The sequence below is a fragment of the Allostella sp. genome (assembly GCF_041913585.1).
GTDB lineage: Bacteria > Pseudomonadota > Alphaproteobacteria > ATCC43930 > Allostellaceae > Allostella.
In genome coordinates, this window is sequence record NZ_JAYSFE010000041.1 from 1 (window position 1) to 17,171 (window position 17,171).

At 72.1% G+C, this 17,171-nt stretch carries 15 protein-coding genes; 10 read left to right on the forward strand and 5 right to left on the reverse strand.

The window, feature by feature from the left end:
* From ACE3Q3_RS10060 to ACE3Q3_RS10075, 4 genes are all read left to right on the forward strand, one after another.
* A partial coding sequence (locus tag ACE3Q3_RS10060; protein ID WP_374445261.1) for an HAD-IC family P-type ATPase occupies positions 1-798 on the forward strand: 798 nt, incomplete at its 5' end.
* A 31-nt stretch (positions 799-829) separates the two neighbouring features.
* Positions 830-1,411 carry a helix-turn-helix domain-containing protein gene (locus tag ACE3Q3_RS10065; RefSeq protein ID WP_374445262.1) on the forward strand — a complete coding sequence of 194 codons (582 nt, stop codon included), beginning with the start codon at positions 830-832 and terminating at the stop codon, positions 1,409-1,411.
* Positions 1,412-1,437: 26 nt separating this feature from the next.
* Complete coding sequence (locus ACE3Q3_RS10070) at positions 1,438-1,998, forward strand: GNAT family N-acetyltransferase (protein ID WP_374445265.1); 561 nt, start codon at positions 1,438-1,440, stop codon at positions 1,996-1,998.
* A gap of 9 nt (positions 1,999-2,007) precedes the next feature.
* Complete coding sequence (locus ACE3Q3_RS10075; RefSeq protein ID WP_374445267.1) at positions 2,008-2,844, forward strand: EamA family transporter; 837 nt, start codon at positions 2,008-2,010, stop codon at positions 2,842-2,844.
* A 10-nt stretch (positions 2,845-2,854) separates the two neighbouring features.
* On the opposite strand, the gene ACE3Q3_RS10080 is transcribed toward ACE3Q3_RS10075, so the two are convergent.
* A complete protein-coding gene (locus ACE3Q3_RS10080) occupies positions 2,855-3,559 on the reverse strand; it encodes an aspartate/glutamate racemase family protein (protein ID WP_374445270.1) in 705 nt (234 codons plus the stop codon).
* A 13-nt stretch (positions 3,560-3,572) separates the two neighbouring features.
* On the reverse strand, positions 3,573-4,850 hold the full coding sequence (locus ACE3Q3_RS10085; RefSeq protein ID WP_374445272.1) for an MFS transporter: 1,278 nt from the start codon (positions 4,848-4,850) through the stop codon (positions 3,573-3,575).
* Between the two features lie 97 nt (positions 4,851-4,947).
* Between ACE3Q3_RS10085 and ACE3Q3_RS10090 the strand changes: the two genes are divergently transcribed.
* Positions 4,948-5,517 (forward strand): TetR family transcriptional regulator, encoded by a 570-nt coding sequence (locus ACE3Q3_RS10090; protein ID WP_374445274.1) that lies wholly within the window; start codon positions 4,948-4,950, stop codon positions 5,515-5,517.
* Between the two features lie 17 nt (positions 5,518-5,534).
* Here ACE3Q3_RS10090 and ACE3Q3_RS10095 read toward each other — a convergent pair whose 3' ends face one another.
* On the reverse strand, positions 5,535-8,516 hold the full coding sequence (locus tag ACE3Q3_RS10095; protein ID WP_374445278.1) for an ATP-binding protein: 2,982 nt from the start codon (positions 8,514-8,516) through the stop codon (positions 5,535-5,537).
* Between the two features lie 194 nt (positions 8,517-8,710).
* Here ACE3Q3_RS10095 and ACE3Q3_RS10100 point away from each other — a divergent pair, with 194 nt between their 5' ends.
* Positions 8,711-9,118 carry a response regulator gene (locus tag ACE3Q3_RS10100; RefSeq protein WP_374445280.1) on the forward strand — a complete coding sequence of 136 codons (408 nt, stop codon included), beginning with the start codon at positions 8,711-8,713 and terminating at the stop codon, positions 9,116-9,118.
* Here ACE3Q3_RS10100 and ACE3Q3_RS10105 read toward each other — a convergent pair.
* Positions 9,115-10,875, reverse strand: a complete 1,761-nt coding sequence (locus ACE3Q3_RS10105; protein ID WP_374445283.1) for a glucan ABC transporter ATP-binding protein/ permease — start codon at positions 10,873-10,875, stop codon at positions 9,115-9,117. The genes ACE3Q3_RS10100 and ACE3Q3_RS10105 overlap by 4 nt on opposite strands.
* Positions 10,872-12,389 carry a tetratricopeptide repeat protein gene (locus ACE3Q3_RS10110; RefSeq protein WP_374445285.1) on the reverse strand — a complete coding sequence of 506 codons (1,518 nt, stop codon included), beginning with the start codon at positions 12,387-12,389 and terminating at the stop codon, positions 10,872-10,874. The genes ACE3Q3_RS10105 and ACE3Q3_RS10110 overlap by 4 nt, the downstream gene beginning before the upstream one ends.
* A 457-nt stretch (positions 12,390-12,846) precedes the next feature.
* Here ACE3Q3_RS10110 and ACE3Q3_RS10115 point away from each other — a divergent pair, with 457 nt between their 5' ends.
* Genes ACE3Q3_RS10115 through ACE3Q3_RS10130 form a run of 4 tightly spaced genes read left to right on the forward strand, consistent with a single transcriptional unit; the run spans position 12,847 to position 17,164 of the window.
* Positions 12,847-13,074, forward strand: coding sequence for a hypothetical protein (locus ACE3Q3_RS10115; protein ID WP_374445287.1), 228 nt, complete (start codon positions 12,847-12,849; stop codon positions 13,072-13,074).
* A 2-nt stretch (positions 13,075-13,076) separates the two neighbouring features.
* A complete protein-coding gene (locus tag ACE3Q3_RS10120) occupies positions 13,077-14,507 on the forward strand; it encodes an amidase (RefSeq protein ID WP_374445341.1) in 1,431 nt (476 codons plus the stop codon).
* Between the two features lie 47 nt (positions 14,508-14,554).
* Positions 14,555-16,180 (forward strand): ABC transporter substrate-binding protein, encoded by a 1,626-nt coding sequence (locus tag ACE3Q3_RS10125; protein WP_374445290.1) that lies wholly within the window; start codon positions 14,555-14,557, stop codon positions 16,178-16,180.
* A 33-nt stretch (positions 16,181-16,213) separates the two neighbouring features.
* On the forward strand, positions 16,214-17,164 hold the full coding sequence (locus ACE3Q3_RS10130; RefSeq protein ID WP_374445292.1) for an ABC transporter permease: 951 nt from the start codon (positions 16,214-16,216) through the stop codon (positions 17,162-17,164).
* Positions 17,165-17,171 lie beyond the last annotated feature (7 nt).

A 17,171-nucleotide genomic window follows, 5' to 3' on the forward strand; every position in this document is an offset into this window, starting at 1 on the left:
GTCGTCGCCATGACCGGCGACGGCGTCAACGACGCGCCGGCGCTCCGGCGCGCCGACGTCGGCATCGCCATGGGCCGCAAGGGCACCGAGGCCGCCAAGGAGGCCAGCGAGATCGTGCTGGCCGACGACAATTTCGCCTCCATCGTCGCCGCGGTGCGCGAGGGCCGGACGGTCTACGACAACATCGCCAAGGTCATCGCCTGGACCCTGCCGACCAATGGCGGCGAGGCGCTGACGATCGTGCTGGCGGTCCTGTTCGGGCTGACGCTGCCGGTGGCGCCGGTGCAGATCCTGTGGATCAACATGGTGACCGCCGTCGCCCTCGGACTCGCCCTGGCCTTCGAACCGACGGAGCCCGGCACCATGCGCCGGCCACCGCGGCGCCCGGACGCCGGTATCCTCTCCGGGCGGCTGGCATGGCGCATCGCCTTCGTCTCCGTCCTGATGGTCGCCGGCACGATCGCCGCATGGCTCTGGTCCGAGGCCCGCGGCCTGCCGCTCGAGGGCGCCCGGACCATGGTCGTCAACGCGCTGGTGGCGATGGAAATCGCCTATCTCTACGCCGTACGCCACGTCCCCGGCGCCGCGTCGGGTTGGCGGGGCACGCTCGGAACGCCGGCGGTGCTGGTCGGGGTCGGAGCGACGATCGCGGCGCAAGGTGCCTTCACCTACCTGCCGGCCATGCAGCAGGTGTTCGGAAGCACCCCCCTGGCGGCGCCGGAGATCGCGGTCTGCGCCGCCGTCGCCGTCCTCCTGTTCGCCGCCGTCGAAGGCGAACGACGGATGGCCCGGCGTTGACTCCAATATCCTGGAATGTAATTCTTGGATCATGGATCGGACCCCGACCGACGTCGATGCCCGCCTCGCCCGACGGTTGCGCACGCTCCGCGCCGAGCGCGCGCTGACGCTCGAGGAACTGGCGGGACGGTCGGGCGTCAGCCGGTCGATGATCTCGCTGATCGAGCGCGGCGAGAGCAGCCCCACCGCCGCCGTGCTCGACCGCCTGGCGACCGGCCTCGGCCTGTCGCTCGCCGCCCTCTTCGCGGAATCCGAGCGGCCCGACGCCGACCCGGTGGCGCGGCGCGCCGACCAGCCGCTCTGGCGCGACCCCGAGACCGGCTACCAGCGGCGCCACCTCTCGCCGCTCGGCTATCCGACCCCGCTCGAACTGGTCGAGGTCGAGTTCCCCGCCGGTGCCCGGGTCGCCTACGAGAGCGCCCCGCGTGGCCTCGGCATCCGCCAGCAGATCTGGATCATCGACGGCGAGATGGAACTGACGGTCGGCGACGCCGTCCATCGCCTCGCCGCCGGCGACTGCCTGGCGATGGCCGTCGATCGGCCGATCGCCTTCCGCAATCCGGGCGGCCGTCCGGCCCGCTACCTCGTGGCGCTGACCGTCCGCCGCTCCTGACCGCACCCTTGCCGGAACACCCGCCGATGCCGCAGTCCCTCGCCGTTCGCCTGCTGAGCCCGCCCGAGGCGGAGGCGGCGGTGCCGCAGCTCGCCCGCATCCTCGTCGACTGCGTCGCCGGCGGCGCGTCGGTCGGGTTCATGAACCCGCTGACCCAGGATCGGGCCGAGCGGTTCTGGGCCGGGGTCGCGGCCGGCGTCGCCGCCGGCCAGCGGCTGCTGCTGGCGGCCGCACCCGCGGGCGGCGGTCCGCCGATCGGCACCGTGCAGGTCGTGCTGTCCCAGCCGGAAAACCAGCCGCACCGCGGCGACATCTCCAAGATGCTGGTGATGCGGGCCGCGCGCGGCCGCGGCGCCGGGCAGGCCCTGATGCGCGCGGCGGAACGGGCCGCCCTCGCCCACGGCAAGACGCTCCTGGTGCTGGACACCGCCAGCGACGCCGCCGAACGGCTCTACGCCCGCGAGGGCTGGGTCCGCGTCGGCGCGGTACCGGACTTCGCGCTGCTGCCGGAGGGGCCGCCGTGCGAAACCGTCTTCTACTACAAGCGACTGGCGCCGACGCCCGCCTGGCGTGGCCTCGCCGGCTAGCGCCGCCCGATGGACGGCATCGTCGTCGCCGCGGCGCTGCTGAGCGCCCTGCTCCACGCCGCCTGGAACGCGGCCGTCAAGGCCGCCCCCGACCCGCAGGCGGCGATGGCGGCGCAGGTCGTCGCGTCGGGGATCCTGTCGGTCCCGGCGCTGCTCGTCCTGCCGCTGCCGTCGCCCGAAGCCCTGCCCTGGCTCGCCGCCTCGACCAGCTTCAACCTGCTCGCCATGCTGGCCATGGTCCGCGGCTACAATGCGGGCGGCGGCTTCGGACTGGTCTACCCGCTGACGCGGGCGACCTCGCCCCTGCTGGTGACGCTGCTCGCCACCGCGCTCTTCGGCGAGCGGCTGGGGCCGGTCGGGCTCGCCGGCGTCGTCCTGGTCTCGGCCGGGGTCGCCATGTTCGCCGTCGGCGACGCCCGCCGGCACCGGGCGGCCCTGCTGTCGGCGCTGGCCGCCGGGATCTTCTCCGCCGCCTATGCCGTGTGCGACGCCCAGGGCGCCCGCCTCTCGCCCTCGACGCTCGGCTACGGCTTCGCGATGTCGGCCGTGAACGCGGTGATGTTCGGCACCGTTCACCGGCTGCGCGGCGGCGTGCCGCTGATCGGCGCGCTCCGCCGCCATCTCCTCCTGGCGTCCCTGGGTTCGACCGGCGCCATCCTCTCCTATCTCCTGATCCTCTGGGTCTGGTCGCAGGCGCCGGTCGCCCTCGGCGCCGCGCTGCGCGACACCAGCGTCGTCTTTGCGGCACTGATCGCCGCCGTGGTCCTCAAGGAGCGGGTGACGGCGCGGCGGGCGGCCGCGATCGGCCTCGTCGCCTGCGGCGCGGCGGCGCTGCGCTTCGCCTGACCGCGGCCCGCTATGCGACCGCGCGCGCCAGTGCCGCGGCCGCCAGGAGGCGGGTCGAATCGAGCGTCGGCAGCGGCGAGTTGCCGTCGTTCATGACCAGCGGAATCTCGGTACAGCCGAGAATGACCGCCTCGCATCCGGCCGCCGCCAGCCGCCCGAAGACGGCCTGGAAGGCGTCGATCGCCTCGGGCCGGACGATGCCCCGGACGAGCTCGTCCATGATGATGCGGTCGATCCGGAGGCGCTCGTCCGGCGTCGGCCGCACGCATTCGATCCCGTGCCGCCCGAGCGCCTCCGGATAGACGGCGCTGTCGACCAGCCAGCGCGTGCCGGAAAGCCCGACACGCCGCCAGCCGCGCCGCGCGGCCGCCTCCGCCACCACCTCGGCGATGTGCAGCCAGGGCAGGGGCGAGCGCGGCCGCACCAGCGGCATGACGTCGTGGATCGTGTTGTCGGGGCAGACCAGGAACTCCGCCCCCGCGGCGGCCAGGCGCCCGGCCGAATCGAGCATCAGGTCGGCCACGCCCTGGCGGTCGCCGCGTTCCAGGCAGGCGACGTAGTCGGCCAGGGAATGCCCGTGCAGCGAGACCTGGGGATGCGCGTGCGGCCCGAGCACGGTCGCCGCCTCGACGCAGAAGGTCCGGTAGCAGAGCGCCGCCCCTTCCGAGGAGCAGGCGACGATGCCGACATGGCGTGGCGGACGACGGACCGTCATTCCGGACGCACTCCTATCCGGCGGCCGGGCGTGGGCGGGCCAGCGTCAGCGCCAGCCCGGCCGCGAGGAGGCAGAGGATGCCCGCCGCGAAGAATGCCGGCAGGTACGTGTCGAACGTCGTCCGCGTCAAGCCCGCGCCCCAGGCGATCGAGGCGGCGCCGAGCTGATGGCCGGCGAAGACCCACCCGAAGACGATGTTGGCGCGCTCGCGGCCGAAATTCTGCGCCACCAGCCGGACCGTCGGCGGCACCGTCGCGATCCAGTCGAGGCCGTAGAACACGGCGAACAGCGACAGGCCGTAGATGGTGAAGTCCGTGAAGGGCAGGAACGCCAGCGAAAGGCCGCGCAGGCCGTAGTACCAGAAGAGCAGCCAGCGGTTGTCGTAGCGATCGGACAGCCAGCCCGAGCCGATGGTGCCGAAGAAGTCGAAGATCCCCATCATCGCCAGGACGCCGGCGGCGGCCACCGGGACCATGCCGAAATCGCCGCAGAGCGCGATGAAGTGCGTCTGGACGAGACCGTTGGTGCTGGCGCCGCAGATGAAGAAGGTGGCGAAGAGCACCCAGAAGACCGGGCTCGCCGAGACCTCGCGGAGCACGACCAGCGGCGTCAGCAGCAGCGCCCCGAGCCCGCCCGGGACGGCCGGTGCCGGCTCGATCCGGTCGCCGCCGTAGGGCGGCAGGCCGAGGTCGGCCGGACGGTCGCGCAGCAGCGCGAGTGCCGCGACGGCGGCGACCGCCAGCATCGCGCAGACGAGGCCCAGCGCCGTCCGCCAGCCGACCGCGTCGGTGACCGCCGCCAGCATCGGCAGGAAGAGCAGTTGCCCGGTGGCGGTGCTGGCGGACAGCAGGGCGACGACGAGGCCACGGCGCCGGTCGAACCAGCGGGCGGCGACGGTCGCCCCCAGCACCATCGCCATCAGCCCGGTGCCCAGCCCGATGACGACGCCCCAGAGCAGCACGAGCTGCCAGATCCGCGTCATGCCGAGCGACAGCACCAGCCCGCCGACGACGATCGCGAGCGCGATCAGCACCATCCGGCGGACGCCGAAACGGTTCATGAAGGCGGCGGCGAACGGCCCCATCAGGCCGAACAGGGCAAAGCGCACGGCGAGCGCGGAAGAGATGTCGGCGGTCGCCCAGCCGAACTCCTGCTGCAACGGCACGATGAAGACGCCGGGGGCCCCCACCGCCCCCGCCGTCACCAGCATGGTGAGGAAGGTGGCGGCGACGACGACCCAGCCGTAATGGATGCCGCGCCGGGCGAGGGCGGCGGCGAGAACGGTCTGCATGGCGGCTCCGGTGCGGGATTTTATATGATGAACATCATTTAAGACTATTCATGATGAAGATCATCTAATCTGTCAAGCCCAGCACGGAGGCGGAGCGATGCGCGTGACCCGGGAGCAGGCGGCGGAGAACCGGCGGCGGATCGTCGAGGCGGCGGCGCGGCTGTTCCGCGAGCGCGGCTTCTCGGGCGTCGGAGTGGCCGAGATCATGGCCGCCGCCGGCCTGACCCATGGCGGCTTCTACGGGCATTTCCGGTCGAAGGAGGACCTCGCCCGCGTCGCCTGCCGGGCGGCGATCGACCAGGCGACCGAGGGCTGGCGGCAGCGCGCGGCCGGACATCCCGAGGCGCCGCTGGCGGCCCTGGCCGACGCCTATCTGACGCCGCGCCACCGCGACGCCGCCGGCCGCGGCTGCATCCATGCGGCGCTGACGGCCGAGGTCGCCCGCATCGACGATCCGGAGCTTCGCCACGCCTTCACCGAGGGCCTCGCCGGGCTCGCCGAAGTGCTGGCGGAGGCGGGCCCCGAGGACGCGGCCGAAGCGCGGGCGGCGGCCGCGCTCGTCCGGCTGTCGACGATGGTGGGGGCGCTGGTGCTGGCGCGCGCGGTCGACGACCGCGCCCTTTCCGACCGGATCCTCGCCGCGGCGCGCGCCGCGGTCGCCGCCTGAGCGCCCGCGACTGCCGCCTAGCGCCCGTCGGCCAGTGCCACGCGCACCATCCGGGCGAGGTCGGCCTGACGGAAGGGCTTGCGGAGCAGGCGAACGCCGGGATCGAGGCGGCCGTGGTGGACGATGGCGTTCTCGGTGTAGCCGGAGGTGTAGAGCACCGCCAGGCCGGGCTGGCGGCGGCGCGCCTCCTCGGCCAGTTCGCGGCCGTTCATCCCGCCCGGCAGCATGACGTCGGTCAGCAGCAGGTCGAAGCGCGCGCCCTCCAGGCACCCGAGCGCCGCGGCGCCGGACTGGGCCGTGGTCACCCGGTAGCCGAGTGCGGCGAGCCCGTCGACGATGAGGCGGCGCACCTCCGCGGTATCCTCGACCACGAGGATCGCCTCGCTGCCGCCCGGCGCCCGGTCCTCCGGCTCGGAGCCTGCGCGCTCCGCCGGGCGCTCGACGGCCCGCGGCAGGTAGAGCTTGATCGTCGTCCCCGCGCCGACCTCGCTGTAGATGCTGACATGGCCGCCGGACTGCTTGACGAAGCCGTAGACCATGCTGAGGCCGAGGCCGGACCCCTTGCCGACCGGCTTGGTGGTGAAGAACGGCTCGAAGGCGCGCGCGATCGTCTCCGCCGTCATGCCGGTGCCGGTATCGCTGACCGCCACCATGACATACTGCCCGGCGGACACTTCCGGATGGGCCTGGGCGTAGGCCTCGTCGAGGCGCGCATTGGCGGCTTCGATCGTCAGTCGCCCGCCGTTCGGCATCGCGTCGCGCGCGTTGATGGCGAGATTGAGGATCGCCAGCTCGAGCTGCCCGGGATCGACCATGGCGCGCCACAGGCTGCCCGAAGTGACGGCCTCGATCTCGATCCGCTCGCCCAGCGTGCGCGACAGCAGGGCCTCGCTGCGTCCGATGAGCTGGCCGATGTCGGTGGCCCGCGGCTCCAGCGGGTGTCGCCGCGAGAACGCGAGGAGGCTGCTGGTGAGCTGCGCCCCCCGTTCGCCGGCGGCGACGATGGTCTCGATCTTCTCGCGCAGCGCCGGGTCCGCGATCGGCGCCGCCAGGATGGCGTCGCCCATGCCGAGGATCACGGTCAGGAGGTTGTTGAAGTCATGGGCGATGCCGCCGGTGAGCTGCCCCACCGCCTCCATCTTCTGCGCCTGCTGCAGCTTCGCCTCGGTCTCGATCTTCTCGGTGACGTCGCGGAAATAGACCGACAGGCCCTCCTCGAAGGGCGACGCGCGGACGTCGAACCAGGCCCGGAACGGCGGATAGTAGACGACGAACGCGACCGGCTCGCCATGCTCCATCGCATGCTCGAAATTGGCTTTCACGGGCGTGTCGACGGCGGGAGGGAAGGCGTCCCAGATGCGCCGGCCGATCAGGTCCCGCCCGCCCAGCGCGGCCGCGGCCCGGTCGTTGAGGTGCCGGAACCGGAAGCTGCGGTCGAGCACGAAGAAGGCGTCGGAGATGCTGGCGAGGATGATTTCCGTCCGCCGGCGCAGGCGGTCGGCCTCGGCGCGCGCCTCGCGCTCCGCTGCCAGCGCGTCGGCCAGCGCCTCCCCCGAGCGCAGGTTCTCGATGAGGGCCGCGAGCATCAGCGAGAACTGGAGGCAGATCGCCTCGTCCGCCTCGTCGAACTCGCCCTCGTTGCGGTCCGAGAGCTGGATGATGCCGATATTGCGCCCGTCCTGGCCGACGATCGGCACCGCGAGCCAGCCCCGCATCGGCGGATGACGGCCGGCCGCGGCGCCGAACCCCTTCCAGGCCGGATGCGCCTCCAGCTCGGCCTGGGTCATGCGCATCGGCCGGTTGGTCTCGCCGACGAGCGCGTAGATTCCGGCCCCGGTCGGCGCCTCGTCGTAGGTACGCCATGCCGCGTAGCGGTCGCTGAGGGAGACCGCATGGATGATCGTCGGTCCGCCGTCCTCCGGCGTCACCGACACCACCGACTGATGGGCGCCGACCAGCGAGCGGACGATGCCGGCCGCGGCATCGAGCATCGCGGTGGCCGAGCGGGATCGGGCAAGGCCGATCGAGGCCCCTGCCAGCAGGTTGAGACGGCGCGTCTGTTCGGCCATCGCGGCCGTCCGCAGCCGCACCATGCGGCGCGCGTAGGCGGCCAGAGCCAGGACGAGTGTCACCAGCAGCCCGAGCGCGCCGAGCGCACGCAGGGTGCGCGTCCGCCACGGCGCCAGCACCCAGGCTTCCTCCAGCCCCACCGCCACGACCAGCGGGTGGCCGGCGACCGTCCGATAGGCCACCAGCCGGTGGACGCCGTCGAAGGTCTGTTCGTCGAAGAAGCGACCGGATCCGCCCAGTGCCAGGTGGTCCCGGAACAGTGGCCGGTGCGCCTGCGAGGTGCCGAGCAGCGCCTCGCGGAAAGGGTGGGTGGCCAGGACCAGGCCGTCGGCGCGGAAGAGCGAGACCCGCCCGTCCGGCCCGACGTCGAAGGCGCCGTGGACATGGCCCAGCTGGTCGAGCGACAGGACGGCGACGAAGACCGCGGTCGGCCGGCCATCCTGGTCGACCACGGTCCGGTAGGCGGGGACGACCCAGGCCCGCTGGCCCTCCTCGATCTGGATCAGCGCCGGGCGCCCGATCGCCACGTCCTCGCCGCGCTGCGCTGCGGCCTCGGCGAACCAGGGCGCCTGGGCGAAATCGACGGGGCGCGGCCGGCGACTGCGCGAACTGTGGACCAGCCGCCCGCTGCCATCGAGGACGAGGAACGCGTAGACCCCGGCATTGGCCTTCTGGCGCTCGGACAGGAGATCGAAGATCGCCGGCCTCCGGTCGTCCTGGCCGACCGCGGCCGGCGGAATGGCGTCGACCAGGCCCGTCAGGGCCTTGGCGATGCCGTCCATGGTGCCGGCCGCCTGGCCGGCGAGCGCGTCGGCGAGATTGCCGGCGTTGCGGAAGGCGGCGGCCGCGGTCTCCTGGCGGTCCCGCAGCGTGTCGTATCCGGCCCAGGCCGCAAGCGCGACGACCGCGCCCGCGGTCGCGAGCGTCATCGCGCGCCGCGGCAAGACCTCGCTCCTCGCCGGCCGGACCGGAACGGCGCGGGCGGCCGGATCGCGCGCCGTCCCCCCAAGACTCGCATCCCTTATATCTATGGTAGTTCGATCGCCCGAGGAACTACGCATTGCGATGGTTCGGCGCCGGAGGGTATGTTCGAACGACAACCAGTCGCGCAAGGGTCGAACGGGTGGCGCATATCCTGGTCATCGACGACGACGAACTGGTCGCGAAGACGATCGTGGCACTGCTGCAATCGGCCGCCCACACGGTCGATGTCGCGACCGACGGGCGCAACGCCCTGCGGGCCTACCGTCCGGGGGCCTACGACCTAGTGGTCACCGACATCTTCATGCCCGAGGTCGAGGGACTGGAGACGATCCGGGAGATCCGGCGGATCGATACCGTGGTTCCCATCATCGCCATGTCCGGTGGCCCCCGCGCGACACTGATGAGCGGCGCCATGTCGACCATGGACCACCTCGAGGTCGCCCAGCTCCTGGGCGCCACCCGCTCGATCGGCAAGCCGATCACCCGCAGCAAGCTGCTGCCGGTCGTCGACGAATGCCTGGCGGCCCGCAAGGGCGGCCGGAGCTAGGTCAGCGCCGCATCGCCGTACTGGGTGCGGACCAGCTTCGCGAAGGCCCCGCCGGCGGCGATCAGCTCGCGATACCCCCCCTGCTCGATGACCCGGCCATCCTCGAAGACGAGGATGCGATCGGCATCGCGGATCGTCGACAGCCGGTGGGCGATGACGAAGGTGGTCCGGCCACGGGTGACCGCCGCCAGCGCCTCCTGCACCAGCCGTTCGGTGACGGAATCGAGCGCGCTCGTCGCCTCGTCCAGCACCAGGATCGGCGGGTCCTTGAGGATGGCCCGGGCGATCGCGAGCCGCTGCCGCTCGCCGCCGCTGAGCGTCACCCCGCGCTCGCCGATCGGCGTCTCGTAGCCGGCCGGCTGGCGCATGATGAAATCGTGCGCCTGGGCGGCCCGCGCCGCCGCCTCCAGTTCCGCCTGGCTGGCGTCGGGCCGGCCGACCCGCAGGTTCTCTGCGATCGAACGGTAGAAGAGTGCGCTCTCCTGGAAGACGACGCCGATGTTGCGGCGCAGGGATTCGAGCGAGAGGTCGCGGATGTCGTGGCCGTCGATGGTGATGCGGCCGGACTGCGGGTCCCACAGGCGGAAGAGCAGTCCCAGCGTCGAGCTCTTGCCGGCGCCGGTCGGACCGACCAGTGCCACCGTCTCGCCGGGCGCCACGGCGAACGAGATGCCGCGCAGGGCGGGCCGGCCGGGGTCGTAGGCGAACGTCACCTCCTCGAAGGTGACCGCCCCGCGGGCGCGGTCGAGGTCGATCGCGCCCGGCTTCTCGGTCACCACCGGACGGGCATCGAGGACCGAGAAGAAGTCGCCGATCGCCGCCATCTGGAAGAAGAGCCGGCTGACGAACGACATGGCGTGCTCGAGCCGGCCGATCAGCAAGGTCGCGAACCCCATGAACATGACGATCTCGCCGACCGTCGCCTTGCCGTCGAGATGGAGGGCGGTGCCGAGCAGGAAGATCGAAATGACGGTGATCGTGCTGGTCGACTGGGCGAGGATGGTCGCCAGCGCCCACCAGTTGAGCACCGGGAACTGGGCCGCCAGCAGGCGCTGCATGACGTCGCCCAGCTGCCGCACTTCGGCGGCCAGCCGCACGAAGCTCTGGATCAGCAGCACGTTGGCGAGCGCGTCGCCGGTGCGCTCGGCCAGTTCGGAGTGCTGCGCCTCGACGGCCGTCTGGGCGGCCTCGGCGCGGCGGATGACGAAGAGCGTCAGGCCGCAGAATACGACGATCAGCCCGACCAGCAGCAGGCCCAGCCGCCAGTTCAGCCACAGCGCCACCGGCAGCAGAACCACCAGCGAGACGAAGGTCGACAGGTGCTCGCGGAAGAAGGCGAGCCACAGGCCGAAGAGGTGGTCGCTGCCCTGCAGCATGATCTTGAGCAGGCGCCCGGAATGGGTGCGGGTGTGGAACGCCACGGACAGTTGCAGGACGTGCTCGAAGAACGACCGCATCGCGGCGAGGCGGTTGCGGTGGGCCAGCCGGTCGGCATGGAGCGCCACCAGCATGTTGGCGACGATGCCGCCGACGCCGACCAGCCCCCAGGCGACGAGCAGCCCGATCGCGTCCGCCCAGACGTCGGCGGCGGGCCGGCCGGCGCTCGACGCCAGCGTGTCGACGACCCGCCCGAAGAGCAGCGGCTCCAGGAACGGCAGGGTGGCGAGCGCCACGTTGGCGATCGCCAGCCAGATCACCAGCGTCCGCTCGGGCGCGAGCAGCCCGAGGACGCGGCCGTAGACGGCCAGGAAGTTCATCGCGATTCCGCCCCCCGCGAGGGCCCCTCGGCACGATCGCCGAAGAGCATGGTGACGTTGAGCCGCCGATCCTCGTAGCGATCGCGGAAGGTGAAGCGATCGGTGGCGTGGAAGAGATCGGAATCGAAGATGACCGCGCGATTGCAGCGGTAGGGGACGGTCACCGGCTCGCCGCCGTGGCGCGCGAGATGCGCGGCGATCGCCGCCTCGTCCTCGTTGAAACGCCGGAACGACCAGTCGAGCGGCGCCTCGCAGCGGTGGACCACCAGCCCGCCGCCGCCGGGCGCCGCCTCGGGCGCGAGGTTCGCCTCGTCCGGCGTCAGCCAGAAATTGACGTTCACCGCCGCGGCGTCGGCATGCAGGCCGATGCCCTCCATCCGGCTGTCGTACTTGTAGATCCACATCTGCCGCAGGCGGTGGCGGCCGAAGATCTTCGGCATGCGGCGCGGCAGCTCGTCGGCGATCTGGGCGAGCAGGCCGCAGGCGACCTCGGGCAGGTAGGCGCCGACATAGCCGCCATGCTTGACATGGTGGAAGATGGTCGAGCCCAGGCAGAAGCGGCGCAGCGCCGCCAGCGCCTCCGGCCGCAGGAACCCGTCGATCCAGGTCAATCCCGGGGCCATCGCCGCATAGTCGGCCTCGACCCCGGTCCAGTCGCGGGGCCGCAGCGGGCTCTCCGGCATGGCCGGCGCATCGAGCCGCTGGATCGCCCGGTTGTAGGTCCCGTCGAGGGTCTGCAGCGCGGCATCGGACAGCGCCACCGGCCGGCGCGCGTCCGCGCCGTCGGGCATGGCCGCGAGCAGCGCCTCGTAGCGCGGCACGAGGCGGGCCGCCCGGCGGCGGTCGATCGCCGGGTCGTCCTGGGCCGCCAGCCACCGCAGCTGCTCGAGGTCGTGGCGGATGCGGCTGCGGTTGGCGATGCGGTCGGCCTCGCGCCAGGGAACCGGCGGATCGAGGCGGCGGGCGAGCGCGGCCTGGTCCCGCCAGGTGGCGACGGCCGCGGCCGGCTGACCCGCCGCCAGTTGCAGGAGGGCGAGCCCCGCCCGCGGCGAGGCGAGGCCGGGATCGATCGCGAGCGCGGCGCGAAACCGCGCCGCCGCCTCCTCGCAGCGGCCGGCCCGCTCCAGCGCCAGCCCCCAGGCATATTGGAAGCGCGCTTCCCGCGGAGCGAGCGCCGCCGCCCGCGCCTGCGCCTCGGCCGCCTCCGCCGGCCGGCGGAGCTGGAAGAGGATGTTGCCCCGGTTGTGGTGGATGCCGGCATGACCGGGCGCCAGCGCCGCCGCGCGGTCGAGGGCGTCCAGGGCCTCCTGCGGGCGGTCGCACGCCAGCAGCGCCGAGCCGAGATTGGCGAGGGCCGCGGCATGGCCCGGCTCCCGCGCCAGCACTGCCTCGAAGCAGCGCACGGCATCGGCCGCGCGCCCGGCGCGGAGCGCCTCCGCCCCCTCCGCAAGGCGCGCGCCGTGATCCGCGGCGGCTTCGCTCGCCGGCTGCGCCACGGGGGCGGGTTGGACCATCCTGGCCTCGCGCATTGGGGGCTCGCTCGCGGGTTGTACTCTACGAGCATCGCAGGCGAGCCGGCAAACGTCGGCGGGCCGGAGCGCGGCGGAACGTCGCAGTGCTGCAACGCACAACGGCGAAACGGCCCGCCACAGTTCGGGTCGGATCATCACAAAATCTGCTAACCGACTGCGGTCTCAGGATATATGTGGCAACGCACATGCACTGAAGAACGCTGGCGATTCTTTCAGTGAGCAGGTGCAAAAAAGTCCTTGAAAGCCACCCCGGGCGGGTGCATATTCGGTTTCGCAGCATGGCCCACACCGCGATGCGGTGCATGTTGTGTCTTCTTGGGCGTTTCCTCCCTAAACTTGGGCCGCACCGCAAGGTGCGGCCCCTTCTTTTTTCGGGCGCTCCGCGGGCCGTGAGACGCCGCCCGACGCTGGCACGCTTGTTGCGAAATTCCGCAACGTCATGCCTGCCGCTCCCATTCCGTCCGTCACCGCCGCGCTGATCCAGGCCCAGGGCCGGGAGCTCTACGGCTTCGCCATCCCCGATCGCCGCGCCACCGAACTCGCCGGCGAGGTCGACCGCATCCAGCGGCGCATGGCGGCGGCGATGCCGGCGTTCTGGTTCTTCGACGAGCCGATCCAGTTCCTGGCCGAGCTCGAGGCGTCGGCCCGCCCGGAGGACGGCCGGTGAGCATGTCCGACCCGGCCCTGCTCGGAGTCGCGGAGACGGCCGCCGCGATCCGTGCCGGCCGCCTCACCGCCGTCGCCGCGGTCGAGGCCGCTCTCGCCCGGATCGCAGCCTGGCAGCCGGTCGTCAACGCCTTCGTCCGCGTCGACGCGGAGCCGGCGCTGGAACGTGCCGGCGCGCTCGACCGCGCCGCCGCGGCCGGCCGCTGGTCGGGACCGCTGCACGGGGTGCCGCGCGCGCACAACGACCAGTTCGCGCGTGCCGGCGCCGAGATGACCGGCGGCTCGGCGATCCTGCCCGGGCACCCGCAGCCCGCCCCGGCCCCGGCGGTGACCCGCCTGGAAGCGGCCGGCGCCGTGACGGTCGGCTGGCTCAACATGTCCGAGTTCGCCGCCGGCCCGACCGGGCACAACGTCCATTTCGGCCACAACCGCAATCCCTGGGATCCGCGCCGCGTCACCGGCGGCTCGTCGGCGGGATCGGGCGCCGCCGTCGCCGCCCGCATGGTCGCGGGCGCCCTCGGCTCGGACACCGGCGGATCGATCCGGCTGCCGGCGGCGATGAACGGCCTCGTCGGCCTGAAGCCGACCTATGGCCGCGTCAGCCGCGCCGGCTCGATGCCGCGCGCCTGGTCGCTCGACACGGTCGGACCACTGACCCGCACGGCCGCCGATGCCGCGCTGATGACGGCCGCCATCGCCGGCTACGACCCGCGCGACCCGACGACCTCCCGCCGCCCCTTCCCGGCCGACCCGGGCTTCCTCGAGCGCCCGGTCGCCGGCCTGAGCCTGGGCCGCCCCCCGGCCGAGTGGATGGTGGACGCTACGCCGGAGGTCGCCGATGCGGTTTCGGCGGCGCTCGCCGTCTTCGCCCGCCTCGGCCTGACGACCCGGTCCGTGACGGCACCGCCGCTCGACCCGTACTTCGCGCTGGGCGACGCCATTTCGAAGTCGGAGGCGGCGGCGGCGCACGGGTCCTGGATGCGCACCCGGCCGCAGGACTACTCGGTGCACGTCCACAGCCGCACCGAGGCCGGCTTCCACATTCCCGCCACGCGCTACGTCGAGGCGCTGGCGCTCCGCGGCCGGCTGCTGCGCCAGTTCCTCGCCGATGTCTTCGCCGGTATCGACGTGCTGGCGGTGCCGATCCTCACCTTCCCGGTACCGACCATCGCCGAGACCGACGAGGAGCGGACCGCCGCCATCCCGGAGATGGTGGCCCGCCTCACCCGCTATACGCGGCCGTTCAACTATCTCGGCCTGCCGGCGCTGGCCCTGCCGATCGGCTTCGACGGCCTGGGACTGCCGATGGCGATCCAGCTCGTCGCCCGCCCCTTCGCGGAGCCGCTGCTGCTCCGTCTCGCCCACCAGTACCAGCAGGCGACGGACTGGCACCGCCGGGTGCCGTCCCTCGACCGCGCGGCCGTCCACGCATGACGCCGCTCCGATCGGAAGCCCCGGAACGACGAACACAGGAGAGGCAGATGACGGGATCGAGGTTTGGAAGCGAAGCGCGCGCCGTACTGGGCGGCGCGCTCGTCGCCGCGGCGCTGGCGGCGGCCGGTCCGGCGGCGGCGCAGGAGAAGGTACTGCGCGTCGGCATGACCGCCGCCGACATTCCCTACACCGCGGGCCAGCCCGACCAGGGCTTCGAGGGCTTCCGCTTCATGGGCTACATGCTCTACGACCCGCTGGTCCTGTGGGACCTGTCGCGCGCCGACAAGCCGGCCGCGCTGATGCCGGGCCTCGCCGAATCCTGGTCGGTCGACGCGACCGACAAGACCAAATGGACCTTCAAGCTGCGCCGGGGCGTCAAGTACCATGACGGCAGCGAGTTCACCGCCGACGACGTGCTCTGGAACTTCGAGGTCGCGCGCGACACCAAGGCCAAGCACTACGACCCCAAGCAGGCGGCCCAGATCGCGACCCGCATCCCCGACCTCAAGGAGATCCGCAAGGTCGACACCTACACGATCGAGATCGTCACCCATACGCCGACCGCCTACGTCCCCTACGAGGTCAGCTTCTGGTTCATGCCGTCGAAGGCGCACTGGGAGAAGGTCGGAAGCTGGGAGGCATTCGCCAAGCAGCCGGTCGGCACCGGGCCGTGGAAGCTCCAGCGCGTCGTCCCGCGCGAGCGCGCCGAGATGGTCGGCCACAAGGATTACTGGGACAAGAAGCGGGTGCCGAAGGTCGACCGGGTGGTCCTGCTGCCGATCCCGGAGGCCTCGGCCCGGACCGCCGCCCTCCTGTCGCGGCAGGTCGACTGGATCGAGGCCCCCTCGCCCGACACGATCCCGCGCCTGAAGCAGGCCGGCATGCAGATCGTCACCAACGGCTACCCGCACAACTGGGCGATCGCCCCCTCGCGCGCGGCCGGCTCGCCGTGGAACGACGTCCGGGTCCGCAAGGCGGCCAATCTCTGCATCGACCGCGACGGCATCGACAAGCTGCTGGGCGGCCTGTCCCTGCCGGCCAAGGGCCACATGCCGCCGGGCGACGCCTGGTTCGGCAAGCCCAAGTTCGCGCTCGGCTACAGGCCGGACGAGGCGCGCAAGCTGATGGCGGAGGCCGGCTTCTCGGGCGCGAAAAAGCTGACGGTCAAGATCGCCATCTCGACCTCCGGCTCCGGCCAGATGCAGCCGCTGCCGATGTTCGAGGCGCTCCAGGCCAACCTCAACGAGTGCTTCTTCAACGTCACCGCCGAGGTGATGGAGTGGAACGCGCTGACCGCCTTCGCCCGCAACCCCGCCAACCACCCCGACGTCGTCAAGGCGGGCGTCGATTCCGTCATCATCAGCCGCGCGATCCAGGACCCGTTCAGCGCCTTCGACCGCTTCTTCCTGCCAAACCGCGTCCCGCCCGGGGGCTCGAACTGGGGCCTCGTCGACGATCCGGAATACACGGCCCTCATCCAGAAGGCGTCGCAGACCTTCGACCTCGAGGCGCAGAACCTGGTGCTGGGCGAGCTCCACGCCGCCCTCGTCGACAAGGCGGAGTGGATCTGGGTCACCCACGACGTCAACCCGCGTGCCATGGCCCGGAACGTGAAGGGTTTCGTCCAGGCCAAGAGCTGGTTCCAGGACCTGACGCCCGTGACCAAGGAGTGACGGGGCGGTCATAGCCGACGGGGAGAGGGGTCGATGCTGGGCTACATCCTGCGGCGCACGCTCTACACGGTGCCGATCGCGCTCGGCGTCACCATGCTGTGCTTCGCGCTGGTCTATCTCGGCCCCTCCGACCCCCTGAGCGCGATCCTGCCCGAGGACGCGCCCAAGGAACTGATCGACCGCATCAAGAAGGAGTACGGGCTCGACCAGCCGCTGCCGGTGCAGTACGCGGTCTGGCTCGGCAAGGCGGTCACCGGCGATCTCGGGACCTCGATCGCGACCCGCCGTCACGTCGCCGACGAGATCCCGCCGGCGCTCTTCAACTCGCTGCTGCTGGCGGTGCTGGCCTCGATGCTGGCCTTCGCCGTCGGCACCCTGCTCGGCGCCATCGCCGGCTATTTCCACGGGCGGCCGATCGACCGCGCGGTGACGGCGATCGCCGTCACCGGGGTCAGCGTGCCCCATTACTGGCTGTCGATCGTGCTCGTCATCGTCTTCTCCGTCGAATGGGACATCCTGCCCTCGATGGGAATGGGGCCGGACGGATCGACGAGCTTCAGCCTGACGGCGGAGAACCTCCGCCACCTCATCCTGCCCACGATCGCATTGTCGGTCATCCCGATGGCGATCGTCGCCCGCACCGTGCGCGAGAGCGTGCGCGAGACCATGAGCCAGGAGTTCGTGCAGGCGCTGTGGGCCAAGGGACTGACCGGCCGCCGCATCCTCGCCCACGTCGCCAAGAACGCCGCACCCACGGTGCTGGCGGTGATGGGCCTGCAGCTCGGCTACCTGCTCGGCGGCTCGATCCTGATCGAGACCGTGTTCGCCTGGCCCGGCACCGGCCTCCTCCTCAACAACTCGATCTTCGCGCGCGACATCCCGATGCTCCAGGGCGTGATCCTGGTGCTCGCGCTCTTCTTCGTCGCCCTCAACCTGCTGGTCGACATCCTGCAGGCGGCCCTCGACCCCCGCATCAAGCGCTGACCGGAGC